General features: G+C 69.0%; 17 protein-coding genes. 7 read left to right on the top strand and 10 right to left on the bottom strand.

From position 1 onward, the window contains the following. Positions 1-37: 37 nt before the first annotated feature. Entirely contained in the window at positions 38-958 is a 921-nt protein-coding gene (gene rsmI, locus AC1DZQ_RS05075) for a 16S rRNA (cytidine(1402)-2'-O)-methyltransferase (RefSeq protein WP_476962480.1), read from the bottom strand. Positions 959-1,015: 57 nt separating this feature from the next. Here rsmI and AC1DZQ_RS05080 point away from each other — a divergent pair, with 57 nt between their 5' ends. Next, positions 1,016-2,761, top strand: coding sequence for a dolichyl-phosphate-mannose--protein mannosyltransferase (locus AC1DZQ_RS05080; protein WP_476962481.1), 1,746 nt, complete (start codon positions 1,016-1,018; stop codon positions 2,759-2,761). A gap of 61 nt (positions 2,762-2,822) precedes the next feature. After that, entirely contained in the window at positions 2,823-4,652 is a 1,830-nt protein-coding gene (locus AC1DZQ_RS05085) for an AMP-dependent synthetase/ligase (protein WP_476962482.1), read from the top strand. A gap of 19 nt (positions 4,653-4,671) precedes the next feature. On the opposite strand, the gene AC1DZQ_RS05090 is transcribed toward AC1DZQ_RS05085, so the two are convergent. The 5 genes from AC1DZQ_RS05090 to AC1DZQ_RS05110 all read right to left on the bottom strand — a co-directional run bounded on the left by AC1DZQ_RS05090 (position 4,672) and on the right by AC1DZQ_RS05110 (position 9,762). Then, a complete protein-coding gene (locus AC1DZQ_RS05090) occupies positions 4,672-5,904 on the bottom strand; it encodes a TIGR01906 family membrane protein (protein WP_476962483.1) in 1,233 nt (410 codons plus the stop codon). A 112-nt stretch (positions 5,905-6,016) separates the two neighbouring features. Beyond that, entirely contained in the window at positions 6,017-7,243 is a 1,227-nt protein-coding gene (locus tag AC1DZQ_RS05095) for a L,D-transpeptidase (protein WP_476962484.1), read from the bottom strand. 156 nt (positions 7,244-7,399) lie between these two features. Beyond that, on the bottom strand, positions 7,400-8,887 hold the full coding sequence (gene ahcY / locus AC1DZQ_RS05100) for an adenosylhomocysteinase (protein ID WP_476962485.1): 1,488 nt from the start codon (positions 8,885-8,887) through the stop codon (positions 7,400-7,402). A gap of 158 nt (positions 8,888-9,045) precedes the next feature. Beyond that, on the bottom strand, positions 9,046-9,279 hold the full coding sequence (locus tag AC1DZQ_RS05105) for a hypothetical protein (RefSeq protein ID WP_476962486.1): 234 nt from the start codon (positions 9,277-9,279) through the stop codon (positions 9,046-9,048). 93 nt (positions 9,280-9,372) lie between these two features. Next, positions 9,373-9,762, bottom strand: a complete 390-nt coding sequence (locus tag AC1DZQ_RS05110) for a DUF3499 domain-containing protein (protein WP_476962487.1) — start codon at positions 9,760-9,762, stop codon at positions 9,373-9,375. Between the two features lie 133 nt (positions 9,763-9,895). Between AC1DZQ_RS05110 and AC1DZQ_RS05115 the strand changes: the two genes are divergently transcribed. Beyond that, complete coding sequence (locus tag AC1DZQ_RS05115) at positions 9,896-10,447, top strand: metallopeptidase family protein (RefSeq protein WP_476962488.1); 552 nt, start codon at positions 9,896-9,898, stop codon at positions 10,445-10,447. A 39-nt stretch (positions 10,448-10,486) separates the two neighbouring features. Here the strand turns inward: AC1DZQ_RS05115 and AC1DZQ_RS05120 are convergent, their stop codons facing one another. From AC1DZQ_RS05120 to AC1DZQ_RS05130, 3 genes are read right to left on the bottom strand one after another with little or no spacing between them, the layout of a single operon-like run. Beyond that, complete coding sequence (locus AC1DZQ_RS05120; protein ID WP_476962489.1) at positions 10,487-12,151, bottom strand: DUF5719 family protein; 1,665 nt, start codon at positions 12,149-12,151, stop codon at positions 10,487-10,489. Next, positions 12,144-15,539, bottom strand: coding sequence for a glycosyltransferase family 2 protein (locus tag AC1DZQ_RS05125; RefSeq protein ID WP_476962490.1), 3,396 nt, complete (start codon positions 15,537-15,539; stop codon positions 12,144-12,146). Before AC1DZQ_RS05125 ends, AC1DZQ_RS05120 begins: the two co-directional genes overlap by 8 nt. Before the next feature lie 29 nt (positions 15,540-15,568). Beyond that, positions 15,569-16,111 (bottom strand): WhiB family transcriptional regulator, encoded by a 543-nt coding sequence (locus AC1DZQ_RS05130; protein ID WP_476962613.1) that lies wholly within the window; start codon positions 16,109-16,111, stop codon positions 15,569-15,571. A 368-nt stretch (positions 16,112-16,479) separates the two neighbouring features. Between AC1DZQ_RS05130 and AC1DZQ_RS05135 the strand changes: the two genes are divergently transcribed. Beyond that, entirely contained in the window at positions 16,480-17,184 is a 705-nt protein-coding gene (locus tag AC1DZQ_RS05135) for a TIGR03089 family protein (RefSeq protein WP_476962491.1), read from the top strand. 51 nt (positions 17,185-17,235) lie between these two features. On the opposite strand, the gene AC1DZQ_RS05140 is transcribed toward AC1DZQ_RS05135, so the two are convergent. Further along, the gene (locus AC1DZQ_RS05140; protein ID WP_476962492.1) at positions 17,236-17,802 is read right to left on the bottom strand and encodes a GtrA family protein; all 567 of its coding nucleotides are present in this window, start codon (positions 17,800-17,802) and stop codon (positions 17,236-17,238) included. Positions 17,803-18,070: 268 nt separating this feature from the next. On the opposite strand from AC1DZQ_RS05140, the gene AC1DZQ_RS05145 reads away from it, so the two are divergent. Genes AC1DZQ_RS05145 through AC1DZQ_RS05155 form a run of 3 tightly spaced genes read left to right on the top strand, consistent with a single transcriptional unit; the run spans position 18,071 to position 21,511 of the window. Further along, positions 18,071-19,219 (top strand): 5-(carboxyamino)imidazole ribonucleotide synthase, encoded by a 1,149-nt coding sequence (locus AC1DZQ_RS05145; RefSeq protein WP_476962614.1) that lies wholly within the window; start codon positions 18,071-18,073, stop codon positions 19,217-19,219. After that, complete coding sequence (gene purE, locus AC1DZQ_RS05150; RefSeq protein WP_476962493.1) at positions 19,216-19,827, top strand: 5-(carboxyamino)imidazole ribonucleotide mutase; 612 nt, start codon at positions 19,216-19,218, stop codon at positions 19,825-19,827. Before AC1DZQ_RS05145 ends, purE begins: the two co-directional genes overlap by 4 nt. Before the next feature lie 22 nt (positions 19,828-19,849). Continuing rightward, a complete protein-coding gene (locus tag AC1DZQ_RS05155) occupies positions 19,850-21,511 on the top strand; it encodes an LCP family protein (protein ID WP_476962494.1) in 1,662 nt (553 codons plus the stop codon). The last annotated feature ends 59 nt before the right edge of the window (positions 21,512-21,570 follow it).

Here is a 21,570-nt window from a genome sequence, read left to right on the forward strand (position 1 = left end):
CTGCCTGGATCCGGCAGCCCGGAACCGACCGTCTGGATCACCGCGCGGCGAGGACCGCGGCATAGAGTTCGCGCTTGCTGACCTTCGCGTCGTCGGCCACGGCGGCGACGGCTTCCTTCAGCCGGATGCCTTGGGCTATCAGCCCGTTGACGGCAGCGACGTGGTCCTCGGGACGGCCGGGTTCGCGTTCCGGAGCCCCGCCCACCACCACGGCGATCTCGCCGCGCACCTCGTTGGACTCGGCCCATTCGAGCAGCTCGCGCAGGGTGCCGCGGATGACCTCTTCATAGGTCTTGGTGAGTTCACGGCAGACGGCGGCCCGGCGGTCGGCGCCGAAGCTTTCGCGCAGGGCCCTCAGCATGGGTTCCAGCCGGTGCGGCGCCTCGAAAAACACCATGGTGCGCCGCTCGGCGTCGAGGTCCGCCAGCCGCGAGGAGCGTTCACCCGCCTTGCGGGGCAGGAATCCTTCGAAGCAAAAGCGGTCCGTCGGCAGGCCCGACAGGGCCAGGGCGGTCAGCACGGCGGAGGGGCCCGGCGCCGCGGTGACGGTGAGGCCGGCCGCCACGGCGCCTTCGACCAGCCGGAAGCCCGGGTCCGAAACGGACGGCATGCCGGCGTCGGTCACCATCACCAGGGTCTTGCCGGACCGGACCTGGTCCAGCAGGTCGGCCGTCTTGGCTGCCTCATTGTGCTCGTGATAGCTGATGATCCGGCCGGCCACGGTGATGCCGAGGTTCTGCACGAGGCGGTGCAGCCTCCGGGTGTCCTCCGCGGCGACGATGTCCGCCGTCGAGAGCAACTCCACGAGCCGCGCCGAGGCATCGCCGGCGTTCCCGATCGGCGTCGCCGCGAGGACGATCCTGCCGGGGCCGCCAACGGCGGGAACGGGGGCGGCAACGGCGGCAGCCGCGCTGTCGTCGAGGGGAGGAAGGGGGGAAGTGCTGGGTTCGTGGTCCACAGGACCAGCCTACTGCCGCCGGGGCGGGGCCCTGAGAGCACAGCTGCGAAAGGTAGCATGGGCAACGTGACCCAGACCCCCACGCGGCAGCCCGAGGCTGGCCCCGATGCATCGCCGACGTCAGGCCCGAGCGGTCCCGACGGCCGGGACCGGAGCCGGTTCCGCACAGGCCGCAACCTTGAAGGACACCGCTGGATCGGCCGCCCCGCCGAGGCCAACACCCCGGAGGCCCTCAGGGAACGCCTGATCGGCAGCCTCCAGAGCTGGCGGGACTACCCGGCGTCGCTTCGGCTCTGGTACTGGCTCATTCCGGCCCTCACGGCCGCGCTGGGCGGCGTCCTGCGGTTCGTTCGGCTGGACACGCCGCGAAACCTGGTCTTTGACGAAACGTACTACGTCAAAGACGCGTACTCATTCCTGCTCAGCGGGTACGAGCGCAGCTGGCCTGACCGGGCGAACGACTCCTTCATTGCCGGCAACCCCGGCGTGCTGCTGAACACGCCGGAGTACGTGGTCCACCCGCCGGTCGGCAAGTGGATGATCGCCGCGGGCATGTGGCTGTTCGGGGCGGACAATCCCTTCGGCTGGCGGTTCGGTGCGGCCCTGACGGGGACGCTGTCCATCTTCCTGCTGGCCCTGATCGCGCAAAAGCTCTTCCGCTCGCTGACTCTGGGCGCTGTGGCCGGCGTCCTGCTCGCCGTGGATGGCCACCACCTGGTCATGTCCCGGACCTCGCTGCTGGACATCTTCCTCATGTTCTGGATCCTCGCCGCGTTCGGGGCGCTGCTGATGGACCGCGACGACGGCCGGAGGCGGCTGGCAGCCCGGCTCGGCCGGCAGGCCGCAGCCTCCGCCACGGGGCGGCCCTCGGCGCTGCAGCTCACCTCCGGGCCCTGGCTCGGCATCCGCTGGTGGCGCCTCGCCGCGGGCGTCTGCCTGGGCCTGGCGGTCGGCACGAAATGGTCCGCCCTGTTCTTTCTGGCCGGATTCGGCCTGCTGACCGTCTTCTGGGACCTCAGCGCACGGCGCATAGCCGGTGTGCATGCCTGGATCAGCGGCGGCATCCTCAAGGACGGCGTCCCGGCCTTCCTGAGCATCGTTCCGGTGGCCGCCCTGGTCTACGGCGCCACGTGGACCGGCTGGTTCCGGTCCACGGACGCCTACTTCAGGCACTGGGCCGAGACCAACCCGTCCGCCGAGTGGGGCTGGCTGCCGAACGCCGTACGGTCCCTGGCGCATTACCACCTTGAGGCCTACAAGTTCCACCAGGGCCTGAGTGCCGACCACCCCTACGAGGCCAGCGCCTGGAGCTGGCTGGTCATGGGCCGGCCCACGTCCTTCTTCTACGAATCCCCCGGCCAGGGCACCCCGGGCTGCGATCTGACCAACTGCACCACGGCCATCCTCTCCGTGGGCAACCCGCTGATCTGGTGGAGCGCGGCCGTGAGTCTGGGCGTCCTGCTGTTCTGGTGGGCGGGCCGCCGCGACTGGCGCGCCGGCGCGGTCCTGGCCGGAGTGGCCGCCGGTTATCTGCCCTGGTTCATGTACCCGGAGCGCACCACCTTCACCTTCTACGCCGTCTCCTTTGAACCGTTCCTGGTGCTGGCGCTCGTCTATTGCCTGGGGCTGGTGCTCGGCCAGCGCGGCGATCCCCTCTGGCGCCGGCGATCCGGGTTCTACCTGGTGGCGCTGTTCGTGGTGGCGGCCGTGCTGGTGTCCGCGTTCTTCTACCCGGTCTGGACGGCCGAGGTGATCCCGTACCAGGACTGGCGCATCCGGATGTGGATGCCGTCCTGGATCTAGGGCAGGATTGCAGGGGAAAGTCCGCCGAACTCCGGGCGGACCCGGAAATGGAGACTCGGCTGTGAGAGAAGCAAGCACCGGACTGCTCGTGGAGCTGGACCCGGAGAGCAACGTGACTGACCTGCTCCTGGAGCAGCACGCGAAGGATCCCGTGCACGCCCTCTACTCCCGCAAAGGCCCCAGCGGCTGGACCGACGTCTCCGTCCAACACTTCCTGCAGCAGGTCACTGCCCTGGCCAAGGGCCTGATCGCCGGCGGACTCACGCCGGGCGAAACCGTCGCGGTCATGTCCGCCACCCGGTACGAGTGGACGGTGGTGGACTTTGCCATCTGGTTCGCCGGCGGCGTCACCGTCCCGATCTACGAGACCTCCTCCGCGGCCCAGGTCGAGTGGATCCTCCACGATTCGGGGGCCCCGCGGGTGTTTGTCGAGGACCACGCCAAGGCCGCCCTCGTCCAGGGCGTCCTGGACGCCTCCACCGTCCTCGGCGACCGGCTTGTCGCCGTCGTGCGGATGGAGCACGACGGCGCCGCACCGAACCTGGCGAGCCTGGCCGCGGCCGGCACCGGGGTGACCGACGCCGAGCTCGAACGCCACCGGTCCGCTGCGTCCCTGGCCGATGTGGCATCCCTGGTCTACACCTCGGGCACCACCGGCAAGCCCAAGGGCTGCGAGATCACCCACGCCAACTTTGCCCTGGTGGCCAAGAACATCGTCTTGTTCCTGCCCGAGCTCCTCATGCAGCCACGCTCGCGGACGCTGATGTTCCTGCCCCTGGCGCACGTCCTGGCCCGGGCGGTGCAGGTCGTCTGCCTGAGCTCCGGCTCCACCCTCGGCCACACCGCCAGCGCCAAGGAGCTCCTGGACGACCTGGCCAGCTTCAAGCCCTCCTTCCTGCTGGTGGTCCCCCGGATCTTCGAGAAGGTCTACGCCGGAGCCGCGCAGACCGCTGCCGCCGCCGGCAAGGAACGCATCTTCACAGCCGCAGCGACGGCCGCGATCGACTACTCCAAGGCGCTCGACGCTGCCTCCCGGGGCAACGGCTCGGGCCCCGGACTCCTCCTGCGTGCCCGGCACGCGGTCTTCGACCGGCTCCTGTACCCCAAGCTCCGGCAGGCCTTCGGCGGCCAGCTGCGGTACACGGTCTCCGGTGCCAGCCCGCTGAGCTCCAACGACGCCCATTTCTTCCGCGGCGCGGGCATACCCGTCCTGGAAGGCTACGGCCTGACCGAAACCACGGCGCCCTGCACGGTCAACACCCCGGCCCGGACCAAGGTCGGCACAGTCGGCATCCCGGTGCCGGGCACCACGGTCCGGGTGGCCGACGACGGCGAGATCCTGGTCAAGGGCATCGGCGTTTTCAAGGGCTACCACGCCAACGAGGCCGCCAACGCTGAGGCGTTCGTGGACGGTTTCTTCCGGACCGGCGACCTCGGCTCCCTCGACGAGGACGGATTCCTGACCATCACGGGCCGGAAGAAGGACCTGCTGGTCACGGCCGGGGGCAAGAATGTCGCCCCGGGCCCGCTCGAGGAGAAGATCCGGGAGCACCAGCTGGTCGGACAGGCCGTGGTCATTGGAGACGGCCGGCCCTTTGTCTCGGCACTGGTCAACCTGGACCCGGAAGGACTGAGCGACTGGTGCACCGCCCGGAAGGTGCCCGTCATGGCGCCGGCCGAAGCCGCCGCCGACCAGAGCGTCCGGGCCGCGATCCAGGAAGCCATCGATGCGGCGAACCTCACGGTCTCCAAGGCCGAGTCGATCCGCAGCTTCGTCATCCTGGACGCCGACTTCACCGTGGAATCAGGGCACCTGACCCCCTCGCTCAAACTCAAGCGGGCCGCCGTCGTGCGGGACTACGAACAGCAGATCAACCGCATCTACGGCTGACCCGCAGGCAACTGGCCCGTCAGACGGTGTGCCGGGTGCGTGCCGCGCCCTCTGCCTCGCTGCCTGCCGTGCCGTCCGCCGCGGGCGCAGCCTCGGCGGTCGCGTCGGCGTCGGCATCAGTGTCCGTGTCCTTGGACGTGGCGGCGGCCTTCTTGCCAAGACCGCGGCGCCGGCGTGTGGGCCACGTCAGGACGAGGGTGACCAGGGAAGCCAGTAGCACAAGGCCTCCGATGACGATCCCGGCGTCCATCCAGAACTGGCCCGGGAAGAGCCGGATCAGGGTGTCCTGGAGCGTAAATGTCCAGGTCCCGTTGGCGAAGAAAATACGGTGGAAATCGGTAAAGAACTGCTCCCAGCCGAGCACGGCAAGGGTACCGAGGCCTATGATGAGCGCGAGGGTGACGATCGAGCCGGCGAACAGGCCTCGGCGGACTCCCCCGTTGTGTTTCCGCTTCAGGTAGATCACGGCAACCAGGCCCAGCAGGATCAGGAGGGTGCCGGCACCGAACGTGGACAGGATCACGGCCTTGACGTCGGCCATGTGGCTGACTTCGCCGTCTTTGAACAGCCGCTCCCCGCTTTGGTCCACAAGATCACCGAGGTAGCGGGGACCCGACCAGTTGCTGAGGTAGTCCACCGCGTAGGAACCGTAGGTCATGCGGTCATCGGCGCTGAAGCCGTAGCCGTCACCCGGGAAGCCCGGACGGTTGTATTCCACCCAGAGGAACATGGGGCTGGTTACGGCGCGGACCGCGAGCACCAGCAGGATTACCGGGTAGAACACGGCGAGCAGCACCTGCAGCACCCGCGGCAGGACGGGCTTGGCCTTGGCCGCCTGCTCGCGTTCGGCATTCCGGCGTTCGGCGTTGCGGCGTTCGACGTCGTCCTCGGGGGCCGAGTCCAGACGGGCTCCGGCTGGTGCACCGGGCTCCTCGCCGTCCGGCTGGGCAGCATCCTGGCCGATGGCGGCGGCCTCGGCCGCCTTGCGGTCGGCGCGGCTCTCCGGCTGGCTGGCGGTGGGCGCTTCCGATTGCGCTGCCGTGCCCGCTGCTGCCGGGCCGGCCGTGGCGGCCGGGCTGGCCGAGGCGGCCGGGCTGGCCGTGGACGGGCCGGTCGACCCGGCTGCCGGGCTGGCCGTGGACTTGGCGGTGGACGCCGGTTTCATCCAGTCGAACGCCGGCTCGTCGGTGTCGTCCGTGGGATCCAGGTGCGGATCTGGCCGGTCGGGAGGGGTGGGACTTTTGTCAGTCACGTGGAGCTTCGCTTCCGTAGGCTTCTGCGCTGCCCGGCCTGCGCCCGGCTGCGCAACTTATCTGGCTCTGAGCCTACCGTCAGAGGATTGGGCTCGGCGAGGTGCCACCCCGTCAGTTGGCGTATTGGGCCCAAGGGATGTTCCAGTCCCCGAAGCCGTCATCGAAGTTGGCGAACTCCCCCTCGGTGTTCACCACCTGGACGACGTCGCCGGTGGTCATGTTGTCGAAGACCCACTTCGCGCCGTCCGGGCCCAGGCCGATGCAGCCATGGGAGAGGTTCGCCTTGCCGATGAAGGGCATTGCGGAGTCCGTGGCCTGGTGAATGAACTCCCCGCTGGGCGTCAGGCGCGTGGCGTAATTGACGTCAAGCTGGCCGTAGTAGGCCGGGTCCCCCGGTTTGAGCCCGATCGTGGAGGCATCCATGTGCTCCACACGGTGCTTCTCCATGAACACGAGGAAGCCCCGGGCGGAGGGGAACCGGGTGTCGCCCATGGTCGCCGGCCAGTGACCGGCCGGCTTGTCGTTGACGCTGACCGAGAAGGTATGGGCCTTGGCGTCGGCCACCGCCACCTTCTTGTCCCCGATGTGGACGGTTACCGTCTTGTTGAAGTTTCCGACCTGCCCGTTGCCCAGCTCCACGCCGAACATCTTCATGTCCATGGTGATGGTGCTGTTCGCGGCCCAGAAGGCCTCCGGCCGGTACCTGACAGTGTTCTTGCTGAACCAGCGGAAATCACCCTTCTGGCCGGACGTGGAGGTGATCTTGATGGCCTTTTCGACGGCGTCGCGGTTCAGGACCGGCTCGCTGAAGGTGATCTGCAGGGGCTGGGCCACACCCACCTTCATCCCGTCCAGCGGGTAAATGGCGGCGTCGGCCTCGTTGGCCGTCGATACGGTGGTGAACGCGCGCGTGCTGTGGGTCTCGCGGCCCGCGTCGTCCACCACGGAGTACGTGAAGTTGTACCGCGTGTTGAACTTCAGGTCGCCCGAGGAAGTCCAGGCGGATCCGTCCGCGCCCAAGGTGCCGTCGACGGTGTCGCCGTCATCACTCGTCAGGGCCACCCGGTCAATGCGCCCGTTCTTGACCTTGAGGGATACCGGCGCCGCAGGGTTGACCTGCCCGACGCCGTCGGCGGGCGTGACGGCCAGTTCCGCGGGGGCCACCACCGGGACGGCGAGTCCCGGCGTCGTCCGGGACGGGGATCCCGCCTCGGAGGAAATCGCGGACTGGGCCAGCCCCGGAGCCGCCGCAGCGAAGGCACCGCCGCCGGCTGCGAGGGCGCAGACCATCCCCACCAGGGCAATTTTGCGGCCGGTACTCCAAGTTTTCAAGGCCATCACAGGACCCGGGCGTTTTCACACGTCATCTTGCCAGCATAAGCGAGTTACCTTGGAAACCCCGACCGGTTCGACCACGATCCGATTACAAAAGTGCCCCAAAACGGCCACAACAAAGGGCCCCGGACCTTCGTCCGGGGCCCTTTGCGAGGGCTCCTAGTAGCGGTAGTGACCGGGCTTGTACGGTCCGGCCACCTCGACGTCCAGGTACTCCGCCTGCTCCTTGGACAGCTCGGTCAGCTCCACGTCGAGGGCACCCAGGTGCAGACGGGCGACCTTCTCGTCCAGGATCTTGGGCAGCACGTAAACCTGGTTCTCGTATTCACGCTCGCCCTCGGGCTGGCCGGCCTTCGTGAACAGTTCGATCTGTGCGATCGTCTGGTTGGCGAACGAGTTGCTCATGACGAACGAGGGGTGTCCGGTGGCGTTGCCGAGGTTCAGCAGGCGGCCCTCCGACAGGACGATGATGGAGCGGCTGTTCTGCCCCGTCGCCGGGTCTGCTTCGAAGACCCACTCGTGCACCTGGGGCTTGATCTCGACCTTCTTGATGCCGGGGACCCGCGCCAGGCCGGCCATATCGATCTCATTGTCGAAGTGGCCGATGTTGCCCACGATCGCCTTGTCACGCATCCCGGCCATGTGCTTGGCCAGGATGACGTCCTTGTTGCCGGTCGTTGTGATGAAGATGTGGCCTTCGCTGAGCACGGATTCCAGCTTGGCGACCTGGTAGCCGTCCATGGCCGCCTGGAGCGCGCAGATCGGGTCGATTTCCGTGACGATCACGCGTGAACCCTGGCCGCGGAAGGCCTCCGCGGCGCCCTTGCCGACGTCCCCGTAACCGCAGACGACGGCGACCTTGCCGCCCATCAGGACGTCGGTGGCGCGGTTAATGCCGTCCGGCAGGGAGTGGCGGATGCCGTACTTGTTGTCGAACTTGCTCTTGGTGACGGAGTCATTGACGTTGATCGCCGGGAAGAGCAGCTTGCCCTGCTCCGCCAACTGGTACAGGCGGTGCACACCGGTGGTGGTCTCCTCGGTGACGCCGAGCAGGAGGGCGCCGATGCGGGTCCACTTCTGCGGGTCGGCCTCGAGGGAGGCGCGCAGCACGTCGAGGAACACCCGGCCTTCCTCGGACTCGTCCTCGGCGGCGGCCGGGACAGCACCGGCGGCCTCGAATTCGACACCCTTGTGCACCAGCATGGTGGCGTCGCCGCCGTCGTCCAGGATCATGTTCGGACCCAGCTCAGGGTTGGCGTCGGCACCCGGCCAGGTAAGGATCTGCTGGGCCGTCCACCAGTACTCCTCGAGCGTCTCGCCCTTCCAGGCGAAGACGGGGACGCCCTGGGGGTCCTCGACGGTGCCGTGGCCGACCACCACTGCGGCGGCGGCTTCGTCCTGGGTGGAGAAGATGTTGCAGGAGGCCCAGCGGACTTCGGCGCCGAGGGCGGTGAGGGTCTCGATCAGCACCGCAGTCTGGACCGTCATGTGCAGGGATCCGGCGATCCGGGCGCCCTTGAGCGGCTGGCTGGCGCCGAACTCCTCGCGCAGGGACATGAGTCCGGGCATCTCGTGCTCGGCGAGGCGGATCTGGTGGCGGCCCGCCTCGGCCAGGGAAATGTCCGCAATCTTGTAATCGAAAGTCATGTGAATCCTTTGTTGTGGCCGGTGGCATTGCGTGTCTGGAGCTCGGTGATTCTGGCTTTGAGCTGTATCTAAGCAGTCATTCGCTGCCGGGGGTGTCCCCGATGGGTGCGCTGCAGCGTTTTCCTACGGCGCTATTCCGCGGCGTGGCGCGGACCGCGCTATTCTGCGGCGTGGCGCGGACGGGCATCGTGCTGATCAGCGGGGGCCGCCGCGGCGGCGGGCAGGAGTTCCGGCGGCAGCAGCAGCGGGATGCCGTCCTCGATGCTGTACCGCAGCTTGTTCCCGGCTTCATCTGCCGTGACGGTGACGAGCTCGTCGCCTTCCTGCACCAGGCCGGACCCGGTGACGGGGCATCGCAGGACAGACAACAGTTCGGAACTGAGCTTGGGCATGGTGAACGCTCCCTGATGGGCGCCGCGACAGGGCGCCGGTGGCTAAGTGGCTGACGGCTTTTTGCAGTTTCCACCCTACCGCCAGTTGGCGCCTTAGGAAGGTTCGCGCAGGACGCGCAGATGTCCGCGCCGGGTGCCCTCGGCCGGGGCCGGTGCTTCCAGTGCCGGGTGCAGCGTGCGCTGCCCCTTCACCGTTTCCCCCGCAGCCGGGCGGGAGGCCGCCTCGCGGACTGCATTGGCGAGGGCCAGGAGGTCGTCGGGGCCGGGGCCGGCCGGGGTTGAGGGCATCGCCAGCCGCATGACTTCCCAGCCGCGCGGTACGGTCAGCGAGTCGGCGTGCTGTTCGCACAAGTCGTAGCAGTGCGGTTCGGCGTACGTCGCCAGCGGGCCCAGAACCGCCGTGGAGTCGGCGTAGACGTACGTCAAAGTGGCCACCGCAGAATTGCGGCAGGCAGACCTAGAACAAATACGAATTGCACCCACGACATCACAGACTACTCCCCCTCGGACCGGGGTCTGCGCATTGAAACGTCAGTTGTTATGCCGCGGCGGGGCGGAGGCGGATCGCCGTCTGGCCCGTATCGCGTAATTCATTCCGCGGGTTTAGAGTCAAGATATGCAGTCATCGCACCACGATTCGGGTTTCACGGTCCGGTTGGCTGACCTCGACGCCGGACGCACAGGCGCCGGTTCCGGCCCCGCCGGCGCGCCTCTGGCCGGGTCGCCCACCGCTGTCCAAGGAAAGACCTTCCGGCAGCGCCGCAGGAACCGGCACGGCCGGGGGCTTCGCGGCGAGCTCATGCTCCCCACCCTGCCCGGGTACCGGACCCGCTCCGACCGCTTCGATGACTTCGTCCTGGACTCGGCCCAGCGGCTGCATGACATCTGGGGCAAACCCCTCGACGGCGTCCGCTTCGCCGTGGACGAGATCCCGCCGGGCCTGGAGCAGCTCGTGGCGGACCGCACGCCCGCGCCGATGGGCGCCTTCACGGCCGCGACGGCAGAGGACGGACCGGTCATCACGCTGTACCGACGGGTGGTGGAGCAGGCGTGCGGAACCCGGGACGAGCTCCAGGACCTCGTGCACGACGTCGTTGTGGAATACACGGCCGAGATGCTCGGCGTACCCCCTGAGTCCCTCGACCCGGTCTATCGCCGCCGGTACTAGCCGGACCCTGCCCGGACCGCGCCTTGGTCTGCCCCGGGCCTAGTAGCCCAGCGTGACGGGGACCTGCCGTTGTCCTGCCGCTTCCGGTGCCAGCGCCACCGCGGAAATGTCCTGACGGCCGTCCTGCCCCAGGACCAGCGCCCCGTATGCCGGGTCCCCGGCGGCGGACACCACATAGCCCACGAGCGGCGAGCCGCCCACGTCCGCGGGGACCTTGATGGACACGGTGGTTCCGCCGGCAATATCGGCGGTGCCGGCGGTCCGGATCTTGCCGTCCGCCGTGATCGGCGTGTAGGTCACTGTTGCCGGGCCGTCGGGGGCGCCGAGAACGAGCTGCCGGTCGCCCGTGCGGGGAACCGCAACGATGTGCTGGCTGCCCAGCCGGGCCGAGGCGGCGGAAAACGCGATGTCCGCTGCGTCCCCGGACTGCAGTCCCCGCGTGAGCCGGGCAGTGGCCGCGAACGAGACATCCGAGCTCGCCGCCACGGTGTAGGTCCCGGCCGGGACGCCGGCCAGGGAAACTTCCGTGACCGCACCGGCCTTCGCCGTGACCACGCCGCCGCCGGGCAGCGCCTTCTGGCCGTCGGGTCCATACAGCTTGATCTCGACCACGGCGTCGGCGGCCCCCGGCACGGCGACTTCCAGGGCCGGTACCGCGTCGGCGAAGCCCGGCTTCGCCGTCAGCGCTGCCAGCGCCGCCGGATCCTGGATTTCGAGACCGGCGGCCACCTGGTTGGCGGACGGGGCGGTGCCGGGCGTAATGAAGTCGACGCCGCCCGGTGTGAGGCCGCGGAGCACGCTTTGCTGGATCACGGCAGCCACCGGACCGCCGGTGCTGCGAACCCGCACGCCGAGCCGTTCCTGCCCCGGCGCGAGCCCGGCCAGGATTATGGAGCGGGTGCTGCCGGGCGCCACGAGCAGGCCGCGGCTTCCGGGCGCCTGGATAGGGCCCTCGGAGCCAAGCAGGTCCAGGCTCACCGTCGCCGGCGTGCTGGAGGCATTGGTCAGGTTCAGGACTGCCGACCGGCCAAGGGCCGTGTTGGCGCCGACCAGCCAAAGATCGTTGCCGGGTTGCTGGCAGGCGGCGGCCGCGGAACCCTGGAGGTCACCGTCCTCGGCCCTGTAGCTCAGGACGGCGCCGGCAGCTGCCTGGCGGTTGTCCTGGGCATCGGCGCTGAGGACGCTGATGTTGTCCACCTCACGCTGGGGCACGACGCCAGCGACCAACACGGGCGTGCGGGCCGCAGGCGCTGAGGCGGCAGGCGCAGCCGCGGCACCCTTGGCGATTTCGGCGAGGGGGGCACCCTTGAGCGGGGCGAGCCGGCTGCCGGGGATGATGCCCGCGCTTGAGCCGAGCACGGCGGCGCTGACGGCAGTCGTCGCGGTGGCGGATTCCGGACTGAACTGGGGATCGGTGCCCACGGGGGTGCCCTCGAGCAGCCGGGCCGGGCCCGGGCAAACCCCGACGCTGCTGCCGGCCGGCACCGCCGCAACGGGGGCCTCGAGCTGCCTGCTGGCGGGGCTTTGGGGTGCCAGCGACGCCGCCGCTACCAGGCCGCCGCCCGCGGCAACGAGGGCGACCGCAGAGAGGACACCGCCGATCACACCGGCCCGCGGCAGGCCCCGCTTCCGCGGCGCCGGACCCGACTGGGTTTCGGTGGCGGTGTCGGTTTCGGTTTCGGTTTCGTGGTCGCCCTTAGACATGCTGATGTTCCTTACGCAGGGAGGCTTCGTCCCTGGACAGGCCGGTGTTGGACCGGCGGGCAGGCATGGGCACGGCCAGGAGGACAGTCAGCCCGATCATCACGGCCTGCGCGATTCCGATCAGGGGGGCCCAGGGTGCTTCGTAACGGATGCTCAACTGGCCGCCCTGGGCGGGCAGGGTGAATGCCTGGGACCATCCCGACGTCGTTGAGGTCAGGCGGCGCCCGTCAAGCCAGGCGCTCCAGCCCGGATCCGCCCGGTCTGCAAGCACTGCCAGGCGGCCCTCGGGGCCGGCCGGAACAGTGCCGGCTGCCGAAACTTCCTCCGCAGAAAGCAGGCCGATGGCGGCGCCGCTGGCTTCCACCACCCGGACCCGGTGTGCGACGTCGGAGGCCGTGATGCCGGGCCGGTCCAGCGGGCTGACCCGCCAGAGCCAGCCGGTCCCGGTCTGGCCGACGGCGACGAGTCCGGGGACTGCGTCCATGCGGCTGGCCGTCAACTCAGAGGCTGAATCGGCAACCCGGAGCACGACAAAGCCGACGCCGAGCCGTTCGAGGTCTTCCCGCGGATCCACACCCTCGCCGGCCACGATGGTGGCCACGACGTTGCGGAGCGAGCCGGCGACGGCGTCGTCGTCGCGGACCGTCTCCTGACCCGGCGCCCCAATGATGCTGCGGGCCGCGGCGATCGTTGACAGCGCATCCAGGGTGGTGCCGGCTCCGCGCATAAGTGTTGCGTCGAAGCTTCCGTCCTCGTTGCTGGCAATCAGCAGCGTCCGGGACTGTTCCGGGCCCTCGCCGCGGTCAACCGCCGTCGCGGGCAGGGTGCGGGCCTGGGCAGGCTGAACGAGCCTCGGCGTCCCGAGACCGGCCGGCGCTTCGGTGGCTGCCGCTGCCGGTGCCGGTGACAGCGACGTGGGCTGCAGCAGGTTTTGCGCGGTCCACACGGTGAACCCGGCCAGGGGCGCGGCCAGCAGCAGGGTCAGGGTTGCCGCTGCCGTGCCGCGGATCAGGACCTTCCGTGCCAGCCCGGTGCCGGCCGTCCGGTCGGCAGCGTCAATGAGTCCTTCGGCTGCGATCAGCGCAGCACCCAGGAGCGCAAACGCGGCCGCCGACACGGCGGGGCCGGGGAACGGCGTGACCAGGACATCGGCGCTGGCGCCGGAGGCGACATGCCCGGCGAGCCAGCCGCCGGCCAGCATCAGGACTGCCGCGGCCCACAGGCAGCGTGCCGTCCAGGTGCGTCCCGCCAGCACCAGCCGGCGCGGCATGAACATTGCGGCGAGGGCCAGCAGCAGCACCGGCAGCCCGAAAAGCAAGGCCAGCAGCAGCGCCCACGGCAGACCGGCCAGCCCGGTGGAGTCCGCGGCGGACCCGCCGAAGGCACTGAGCCCGGTGAGTCCGGCACCGGCATCGAAGTTCAGCGGCTGGCCCAGGGCCTGTTGCCACAGCGGGGCGGCATCGAAACCGAGCGGCAGGCCCGGGTCGGCCAGAAGCGCCCGCGGCCGGTCCAGGACCGAGAAGGCGAAGGGCAGGAACAGTGCCAGGCTGGGCAGGAGTGCCCACCACACCGTGCGGCCGCGCCGGCCCAACAGCACGCCGCAGAGGGCCACGACGGTCATGGAGGGCACCAGCAGCGAGGGCGCCGCGGCGGTGACCACGGCCAGGGCGAGACCCGCGGCGGCCGCAGCCGTCCACGAGGGCGTTCCGTTGACGCCGGGACGGGCGGCGGGCTTGGGGGTGAGCCGTCCCTGGCCCGGGGCCGGGACGGCCTGCACGCGGCGGCCTGCGGCCGTGCCGGTCGCCCGGAGCAGCGCCAGGGCGAGCACCGGGATCATGACGTGCGCGATCAAGGCGCCCAGCCGGCCCTGGTTGAGGGAAATCTGGAGTGCCGGCGCCGCGGCCCACACGAGGGCGGCCGCGAGGCGCAGCCTCCGGCGTGTGGTCAGGGCGCCGGCTGCGAACCACGCGCCCAACGCGGACAGCGGCATGGCGAGGATCAACAACCAGCCGACGGCGCCGTTGGCGTCGCCGGCACCGAGCACGCCCAGCACCCACAGGAGGTAGCCGAAGGGATCGCCGTGGCCCGGGAGGCCCGCCCCGAGACTGATCCACCAGGTGGAGGCGTGGTTCCAGATTTCGGAGAGGTGCACTGAGACGGGGATCAGTGCGCCGCCGGAGACGGCCGGGGCACGGAACAGGCTGAGCAGTCCGGTCAGGGAGACCGCCAGGGTCACGAGCATGGCCAGCACCGCACCGCTGCCGACCCAACCGCGGTCCGGGGTGGCGATGGCGGCGAAGTCGTCAGTGTTCCCGGTGTTGCCCGTGGGCTGCTCGGCCAGCGGATCGGTGCCCGTGAGTTCGTCGCCGAAGTCGTCGGCGCCGAGCGCCTCGATCAGTGAGCGCCGGTGCGCCCAGACCTCACGGCGCGGCGTCTGCAGTCCCTTCATGACGGAGCGCCGGATCCGGCGGGTGCGCGCGGAGTTGCGCCGTCCTCGGATCACAGCCGCCGGGCGGGCCAGGGCAGCAAAGGTCGCCATCAGTTGGGAGAACCCGTGCCCCGGGTCCTTGACCGCAATGCTCAGGACAAGTTTGAAAAGGCTGCCCAGGAGGGCGCCGGCCGCGTGAAGCGGGACTTTCCAGCCTGCGGCGTGCTTGAGCCGCAAGTGCACCTGTGCCTTGCGTGCCGCGGTCGCGTTGCCCAGGGCACGGGGACGGTGCGAGACATGGAACATCCTGGCGCTGGGGACCACCACCACGCGGTGCCCGGCGAGGCGGTTGCGCCAGCAGAAGTCGACGTCGTCGCCGCTTCCGGGCAATGCCGGATCGAAACCCCGGAGCTCCTCCCAGATGTCGCGGCGGACCAGCATGCCGGCGGAATTGACCGCAAAGGTGTCGCTGCGGCCGTCGTACTGGCCCTGGTCGAGCTCGTCGGCGTCGATCAGCGTCAGGCGCTCCGCCCAGCGGCTCGTGGAGAGGCCGACGTCGATCAGCCGCCTCTCGGCATGCCAGTCCAGCTGCTTGCAGCCTGCCACCGTGACCGACGGCGCCCGCTCGACCGCACGGAGGAGTTCGGCCAGGGCCTCGGGTGCCGGTGCGGCGTCGTCGTGCAGCAGCCAGATCCAGTCGGCGCCCGGCACGGCACCGGCGGAGCCCTCCGCAGGCCATGGGTCGAGGGCCTTGAGCCCGGCCATGACAGCTCCGCCCATGCCGGACTTTGGCTGGTCGAAGACAGTGACGTTGGCCTTGCCCAGTTCCTGTTCGAGGAGGGCGGCGGAGTGGTCGCGGGAGCCGGTGTCGACACCGATCACGGCGTCGGCGGGCCGCGTCTGGGCCGCCAGCGCCGCGAGAGTCCTGGGGAGAAAATCACCGCCGTCGTGGGAGACCACGACGGCGGTGACTCGTACTTCTTGAAGAATTAGACTGCTCGCTTCCTAAGCCGGCGCCGCTCGCGCTCGGAGAGGCCTCCCCAGATCCCGAAGCGCTCGTCGTTGGACAAGGCGTATTCGAGGCACTGGGAACGCACGTTGCAGGCGCCGCAGACTTTCTTGGCGTCGCGGGTGGAGCCGCCCTTTTCAGGGAAGAAGGCTTCGGGATCAGTCTGGGCGCACAACGCATCGGTCTGCCAGCCGAGCTCGCCCTCGTCGTCGAAATCCTGCCGGGACGGCAGTCCGATCCAGACGGGCTGCGCGGGGGTACCGGTACCGGGCGAATGGAGCTCCATCGGCGGGTCGAGGGGATCGCTGTCATGATCCGGGCCGGCAAGGAGTTCGTCGTGCGCTGCGAGGAAGGCTGTGGCGGCCTCCTGCAGGGAATCCTGGGTGTGTTCGTTATAGCGGTCAGCCGCGTCCGGGTCCGCCGGATCTACGTACCAGTCACTCGGCACGCCGCGTGACCGGTATTTCGCCGTGGCCTGGCCGGCAACTACGGCATCTTCATGGATACGCTCTGCTAGCCCCATGGCGTCCCCCTCCTGATTTGCAGCCACTGCAAGACCCCCTTGGCAGTCGGTTGAATGCCGGTTTATGCGCAGTGGCTTAGATAACTAATTACACGCGTGTAAGTATCCGGGAGTCAAGCCACGGCGGAGATAATAATCAACTTGATACACAAAGTGCAGGCACGCCACGCCCGGAATTTTTTCGCCCCTTCCGCAGGAATCCGCGGAATAATCAGGGTACTGAGCACTTCTGGGGGTTTTCATTGAGTTTTCGGGAAATTTTTCCCACCCCCACGCGAAGGTCGCAGGACGCGGCAATCGCCGGCGTGACGGACGTCACGGCGGCGGGGGCTGATTGGCCGTAACAAGAGCCGTGGCAAGATGAGGGCATGAGCATTCCGGCGATCGAACTGATGACAGCGCTGCGGTCCGGCCAGGCCACGGCGCCCCGGCTGACCTGGTACGGCCCCGAATCGGAGCGGGTTGAACTCTCTGGCCGCGTGCTGGACAACTGGGTGGCGAAGACTTCGAACCTGTTGCAGGACGAACTCGACGCCGAACCGGGCATGCGGCTGCGGCTCGACCTGCCCGCGCACTGGAAGTCGGTGATCCTGGCCCTCGCGGCCTGGCAGCTCGGCATGGAAGTGGTCTTCGACGACGCGGAGGCGGAGCTGCTGGCCACCGCCGACCCGGGTCCGGGCGCTGCCGCGGGTGGGGTTGACGCCGTCCTGGCCGTGTCGTTGCCGGCGCTGGCCATGCGGTGGACGGGCGAGCTGCCCACCGGCGTCCTCGACTACGCCGCCGAGGTCCGCTCCCACGGCGACATATTCATGCCCCACGTGGATCCGGAGGCGGAACGCCCCGCGGTCCGCACCTCGGACGGCGCAGTCCACGCCCACGGGGCACTCCTGGACGGTTTTGCCGCGCACCAGCACACCGGACTGCGGCTGCTCGTTCCGGCGGCGGACGGCCTCGAAACAGTCCTTGCGCAGTCACTGGGAACCTGGAAGGCCGACGGTTCCGTGGTTCTGGTGCACCCCGACGTAGAGGTGACCGGCAAGCTGCGGGCCGCCGAGCGCATCAGCGGGGACTGATCCCCAGGCCGGCGGTTCCTTAGGACAGCCGGCCCCTTGGCCGGCGGTTCCTTAGGACGGCGGGCCGGGCAGCTCCGGATCGTTGACGGATTCCCTGACGGCCGCCCTGGCAACGGGCTCAGAGTGCGGGTGCAGTTCGATGATCTCGTGGTCGTGCGAGAACTCCGGTTCTTCGTCGAGTTCCTGGTTGAACACCAGGAAGCGGTAGGCAAAGAACCGGACCACGGTCGCGACCAGGATGCCGACCACCCCGGCCAGGAACAGCATGTTCTTGTCGCTAACACCCATGCCGTACTTCGCGATGGCGGTGAGGCCGGTGGAGATGCCGATCCCGATCCCGTTGATGATGAGGAACATCACGAACTCGCGCAGCACGTTGGCCTGCCGGCGGTGCCGGAACGTCCAAAAACGGTTCGCAATCCAGGAGAAGACCGTGGCCACGCTCGCCCCGAAGAAGCGGGCCTTGGCCTCGCTGTCGGTCATGGGACCGTGCATCAGGTAATACGTCAGTCCGTTATCGATGACGAACGCGATGCCGCCGACGGCGCCGAACTTGGCCACTTCGCGCCAGAACAGCGAGGCCAGCCCGCGCATGCGCTCGTTAAGTGTAGTAATCATGACCCTCCGTGGCCTTCTGGAACTGTCGGCCATTGGGCCAAACGCCCATTTTAGCGCCGTTTCCCGGGACTCCGCCCTCACTGGCCGTCCACACGGCTCCCTCCGCACCCGGCGTCGGGCGGCACCCGGGTGGGTACGGAACGCCCGGTCCGGCACCGTTCCCGCGCTTGTCAATCCCTTAAAGCCGGGTTCGCGTGAGGTTTTCGGTAGGCTGGGACTTGTGACTTTTCCTGTAATCGGTGTTGTTGGCGGCGGCCAGCTTGCCCGCATGATGGCCCCTGCCGCGACCGCCCTGGGCTTTGAGCTCCGTGTTCTCGCCGAAGGCGAGGACGTCTCCGCAGTCTCTGCCGTGGCTAACGCCCCGGTCGGCGACTACAAGGATCTGGAGCATCTGCTCGAGTTCTCCCGCGGCCTGGATGTTCTGACGTTCGACCACGAGCACGTCCCCACGGCGCACTTACGGTCCTTGATCGGTGCCGGTGTGAACGTCCATCCCGGCCCGGATGCCCTGGTCAACGCCCAAGACAAGCTGGTGATGCGCGCCGCGATCGACCGGCTCGAGCTTCCGAACCCCACGTGGGCCGCCGTCGCCAATGTGGCGGATCTCGTCGCCTTCGGCGAGCAGACCGGCTGGCCGGTGGTTTTGAAGATGCCCCGCGGCGGCTACGACGGCAAAGGCGTGCGCATCGTGTCCTCGCCCGAGGACGCGGCGGACTCCGCCGACTGGTTCGAGGCCATGTCCCCCCTGCTGGCCGAAGCCAAGGTGGAATTCAGCCGCGAGCTCTCTGCCATGGTCGCAAGAACGCCGGACGGTGAAACACGGGCGTGGCCGGTGGTGCACACCATCCAGGTGGACGGGGTGTGCGATGAAGTGATTGCCCCGGCCCTGGACATCTCTGTCGATGTGGCCGCGGCCGCGGAGAACGCCGCGGTCCGGATCGCCAGCGAGCTTGGCGTGACCGGTGTCATGGCCGTCGAACTCTTCGAGACGCCGGGCGTGGGCGCAGGCTTCCTGATCAACGAACTCGCCATGCGCCCGCACAACACCGGGCACTGGACCCAGGACGGCTCGGTGACCAGCCAGTTCGAACAGCACCTGCGGGCCATCCTGAACCTGCCGCTGGGCGCCACTGACCTGCTGGGACCCGTCGTGGTGATGAAGAACTTCCTCGGCGGCGCCAACCAGGACCTCTATTCCGCCTTCCCCGCCGCCCTCGCAAGCGAGCCGGCCGCGAAGGTGCACTGCTACGGCAAATCCGTCCGGCCCGGCCGGAAGATCGGCCACGTCAACCTGGTCGGGACCTCAGCCGCCGACGTCGACTCCGTGCGGCAGCGGGCCACTACCGTGGCCGACATCATCCGGAACGGCCGGACCCACGCCGGCACAATGCCGGCAACCTCCGAGGAGACCGCATGAGCACCGCACGCAGCCCCGAAGCCAACACCGCAGGAACCCCCCTCGCCGGCACCCGCGCTGACACCCCGCTCGTGGGCCTGGTCATGGGCTCGGATTCGGACTGGCCTGTCATGGAAGCCGCCGCCGAGGCCCTCGCAGAGTTCGGGATCCCGTTCGAGGCCGACGTCGTTTCGGCCCACCGGATGCCCACGGAGATGATCCGCTACGGCCAGACGGCCCACGAGCGCGGTCTTCGCCTGATCATTGCCGGCGCCGGCGGTGCCGCGCATCTTCCCGGCATGCTCGCCTCAGTCACTCCCCTGCCGGTGATCGGCGTCCCCGTGCCGTTGAAGACCCTGGACGGCATGGATTCCCTGTTGTCCATCGTGCAGATGCCGGCCGGTGTTCCGGTCGCCACCGTCTCGATCGGCGGCGCGCGCAACGCCGGCCTCCTGGCCGTGCGCATGCTGGCCTCGGGCACGGACGAACTCGCCGTCCAGCTCCGGGCGGACCTCCTGGAGTTCGCCCAGGAACTGAACGACGTCGCAACCCGGAAGGGCGCGAACCTGCGGCAAAAGGTCAGCGAAGTGTTCGCTGCCGGAAACGTCACCCCTCGTAGCAGCAATTAAGGAAGCCATTAGGAACCCCGGCATGAGCAACAGCTACGCCCCGACGCACCGCCCTGAGAGCCCCGGGCAGTCCGGGCGGGCACCGAGCGACCCGGTCCGGCACCCCTCCGGCGCCCCGTCCCCGGTGCTGACCAAGCGGGCGTTCGTCCTGATCCTCATGACGCTGCTGGTTCCCGGCAGCGCCCAAATCGTCGCGGGCAACCGCCGGCTTGGACGGGCTGCGCTGCGCGTGACCTTCACGGTCTGGGCGCTGGCCCTGCTGGCCGTGCTGCTCCTGCTCGCGTCCCGCTCCACGCTCATCAACCTCCTCACCGGCACGGTGCCCTCGCTCTTGCTGGTGCTCGGCCTCGCGTGCCTGGCCATCGGCTGGGCAGCCCTGTTCCTGAACACCCTGCGGCTGATCCGGCCCGGGCTGCTCGCCCCCAGGATCCGTCCCGCAGTGGTGCTGGCGCTCGTGCTGGCCATGATCCTCAGCAGCGGATCCCTGGGCTACGCGGCCTATCTGCTCAATGTCAGCCGCGACGCCATCGGCAGCATCTTCTCCGGCTCCGGCCCCACCCTTGAGCCGTCCGAGGGCCGGTACAACTTCCTGATGATGGGCGGCGACGCCGGAGCAGACCGGACGGGCCGCCGGCCGGACAGCCTCTCGGTGATCAGCGTCGATGCCAAGACCGGCAGCACGGCGATCATCTCCGTGCCCCGCAACCTCCAGAACGCCCAGTTCAGCGCGGAGTCGCCGATGCGCCAGGTGTATCCGGACGGCTACAACTGCGGCGACGAATGCCTGATCAACGCGATCAACACCGAGGTCACCAACGAGCATCAGGACCTCTATCCCGGGGTGTCCGACCCCGGTGCGCAGGCCACCCTCGAAGCGGTGTCCGGGACGCTGGGCATCAAGGTCCAGGCCTACGTGCTCGTGGACATGGACGGATTTTCCAAACTCATCGACGCCATGGGCGGCATCCGGATCAAGGCCGGCGGCTGGGTCCCCATCAGCGGACCGATGGTGGATGAGGCCAACGGCATCCACGGCATGCCGGACGGCTGGATTCCGGCCGGCAACCAAACGCTCGACGGCTTCCACGCGCTCTGGTACGGCCGGTCCCGGGAATTCGTGGACGACTACGCCCGCATCCAGCGCCAGCAGTGCGTGCAGCAGGCGATGCTGAAGCAACTCGATCCGGCAACCCTGCTGGCCAAGTTTGAGGACATCGCCAAGGCCGGCACCAAGGTGGTCGAGTCGAACATCTCCTCCGGCCAGCTCGGCAGTTTCGTGGACCTGGCCATGAAGGCCAAGGGACAGGACGTCAGCCGCCTGACCATCGGCCCGCCCGACTTCAACGCGGCCTTCTCGACGTCCCCGGACTTCGGCCTCATCCACGAGCGGGTAGCCAAACTGCTGGCCAGCCCGTCCGCAGGCGCCGCCGCGGCTGATGACACGGCCGTTGAAGATACGGTCCTGCAGCCCGGAACGTCCGCCGGGCCGCTCTCCGCCGCCGGCGCTGCCCCGGCCACCGCGCCCCCGCCCGCGCCGCCCGCGCCGTCGGATTTCACCCCGGTGACCACCACGCCGGACGGCGAGCCGATCACCGAAGAGATGCTGAACCAGTTCAAGCGCAACGGCGACGAACAGTCCATCCGCGACCTCGTCGCCACCAACGGGCAGTGCGCGCCGCTTTAACCCCGGGCAACAGTTTTGACCGCAACGTGACGAGACATTTCATTGATCAGACAGGGACC

This window comes from Arthrobacter sp. P1_C12_2 (assembly GCF_056406415.1).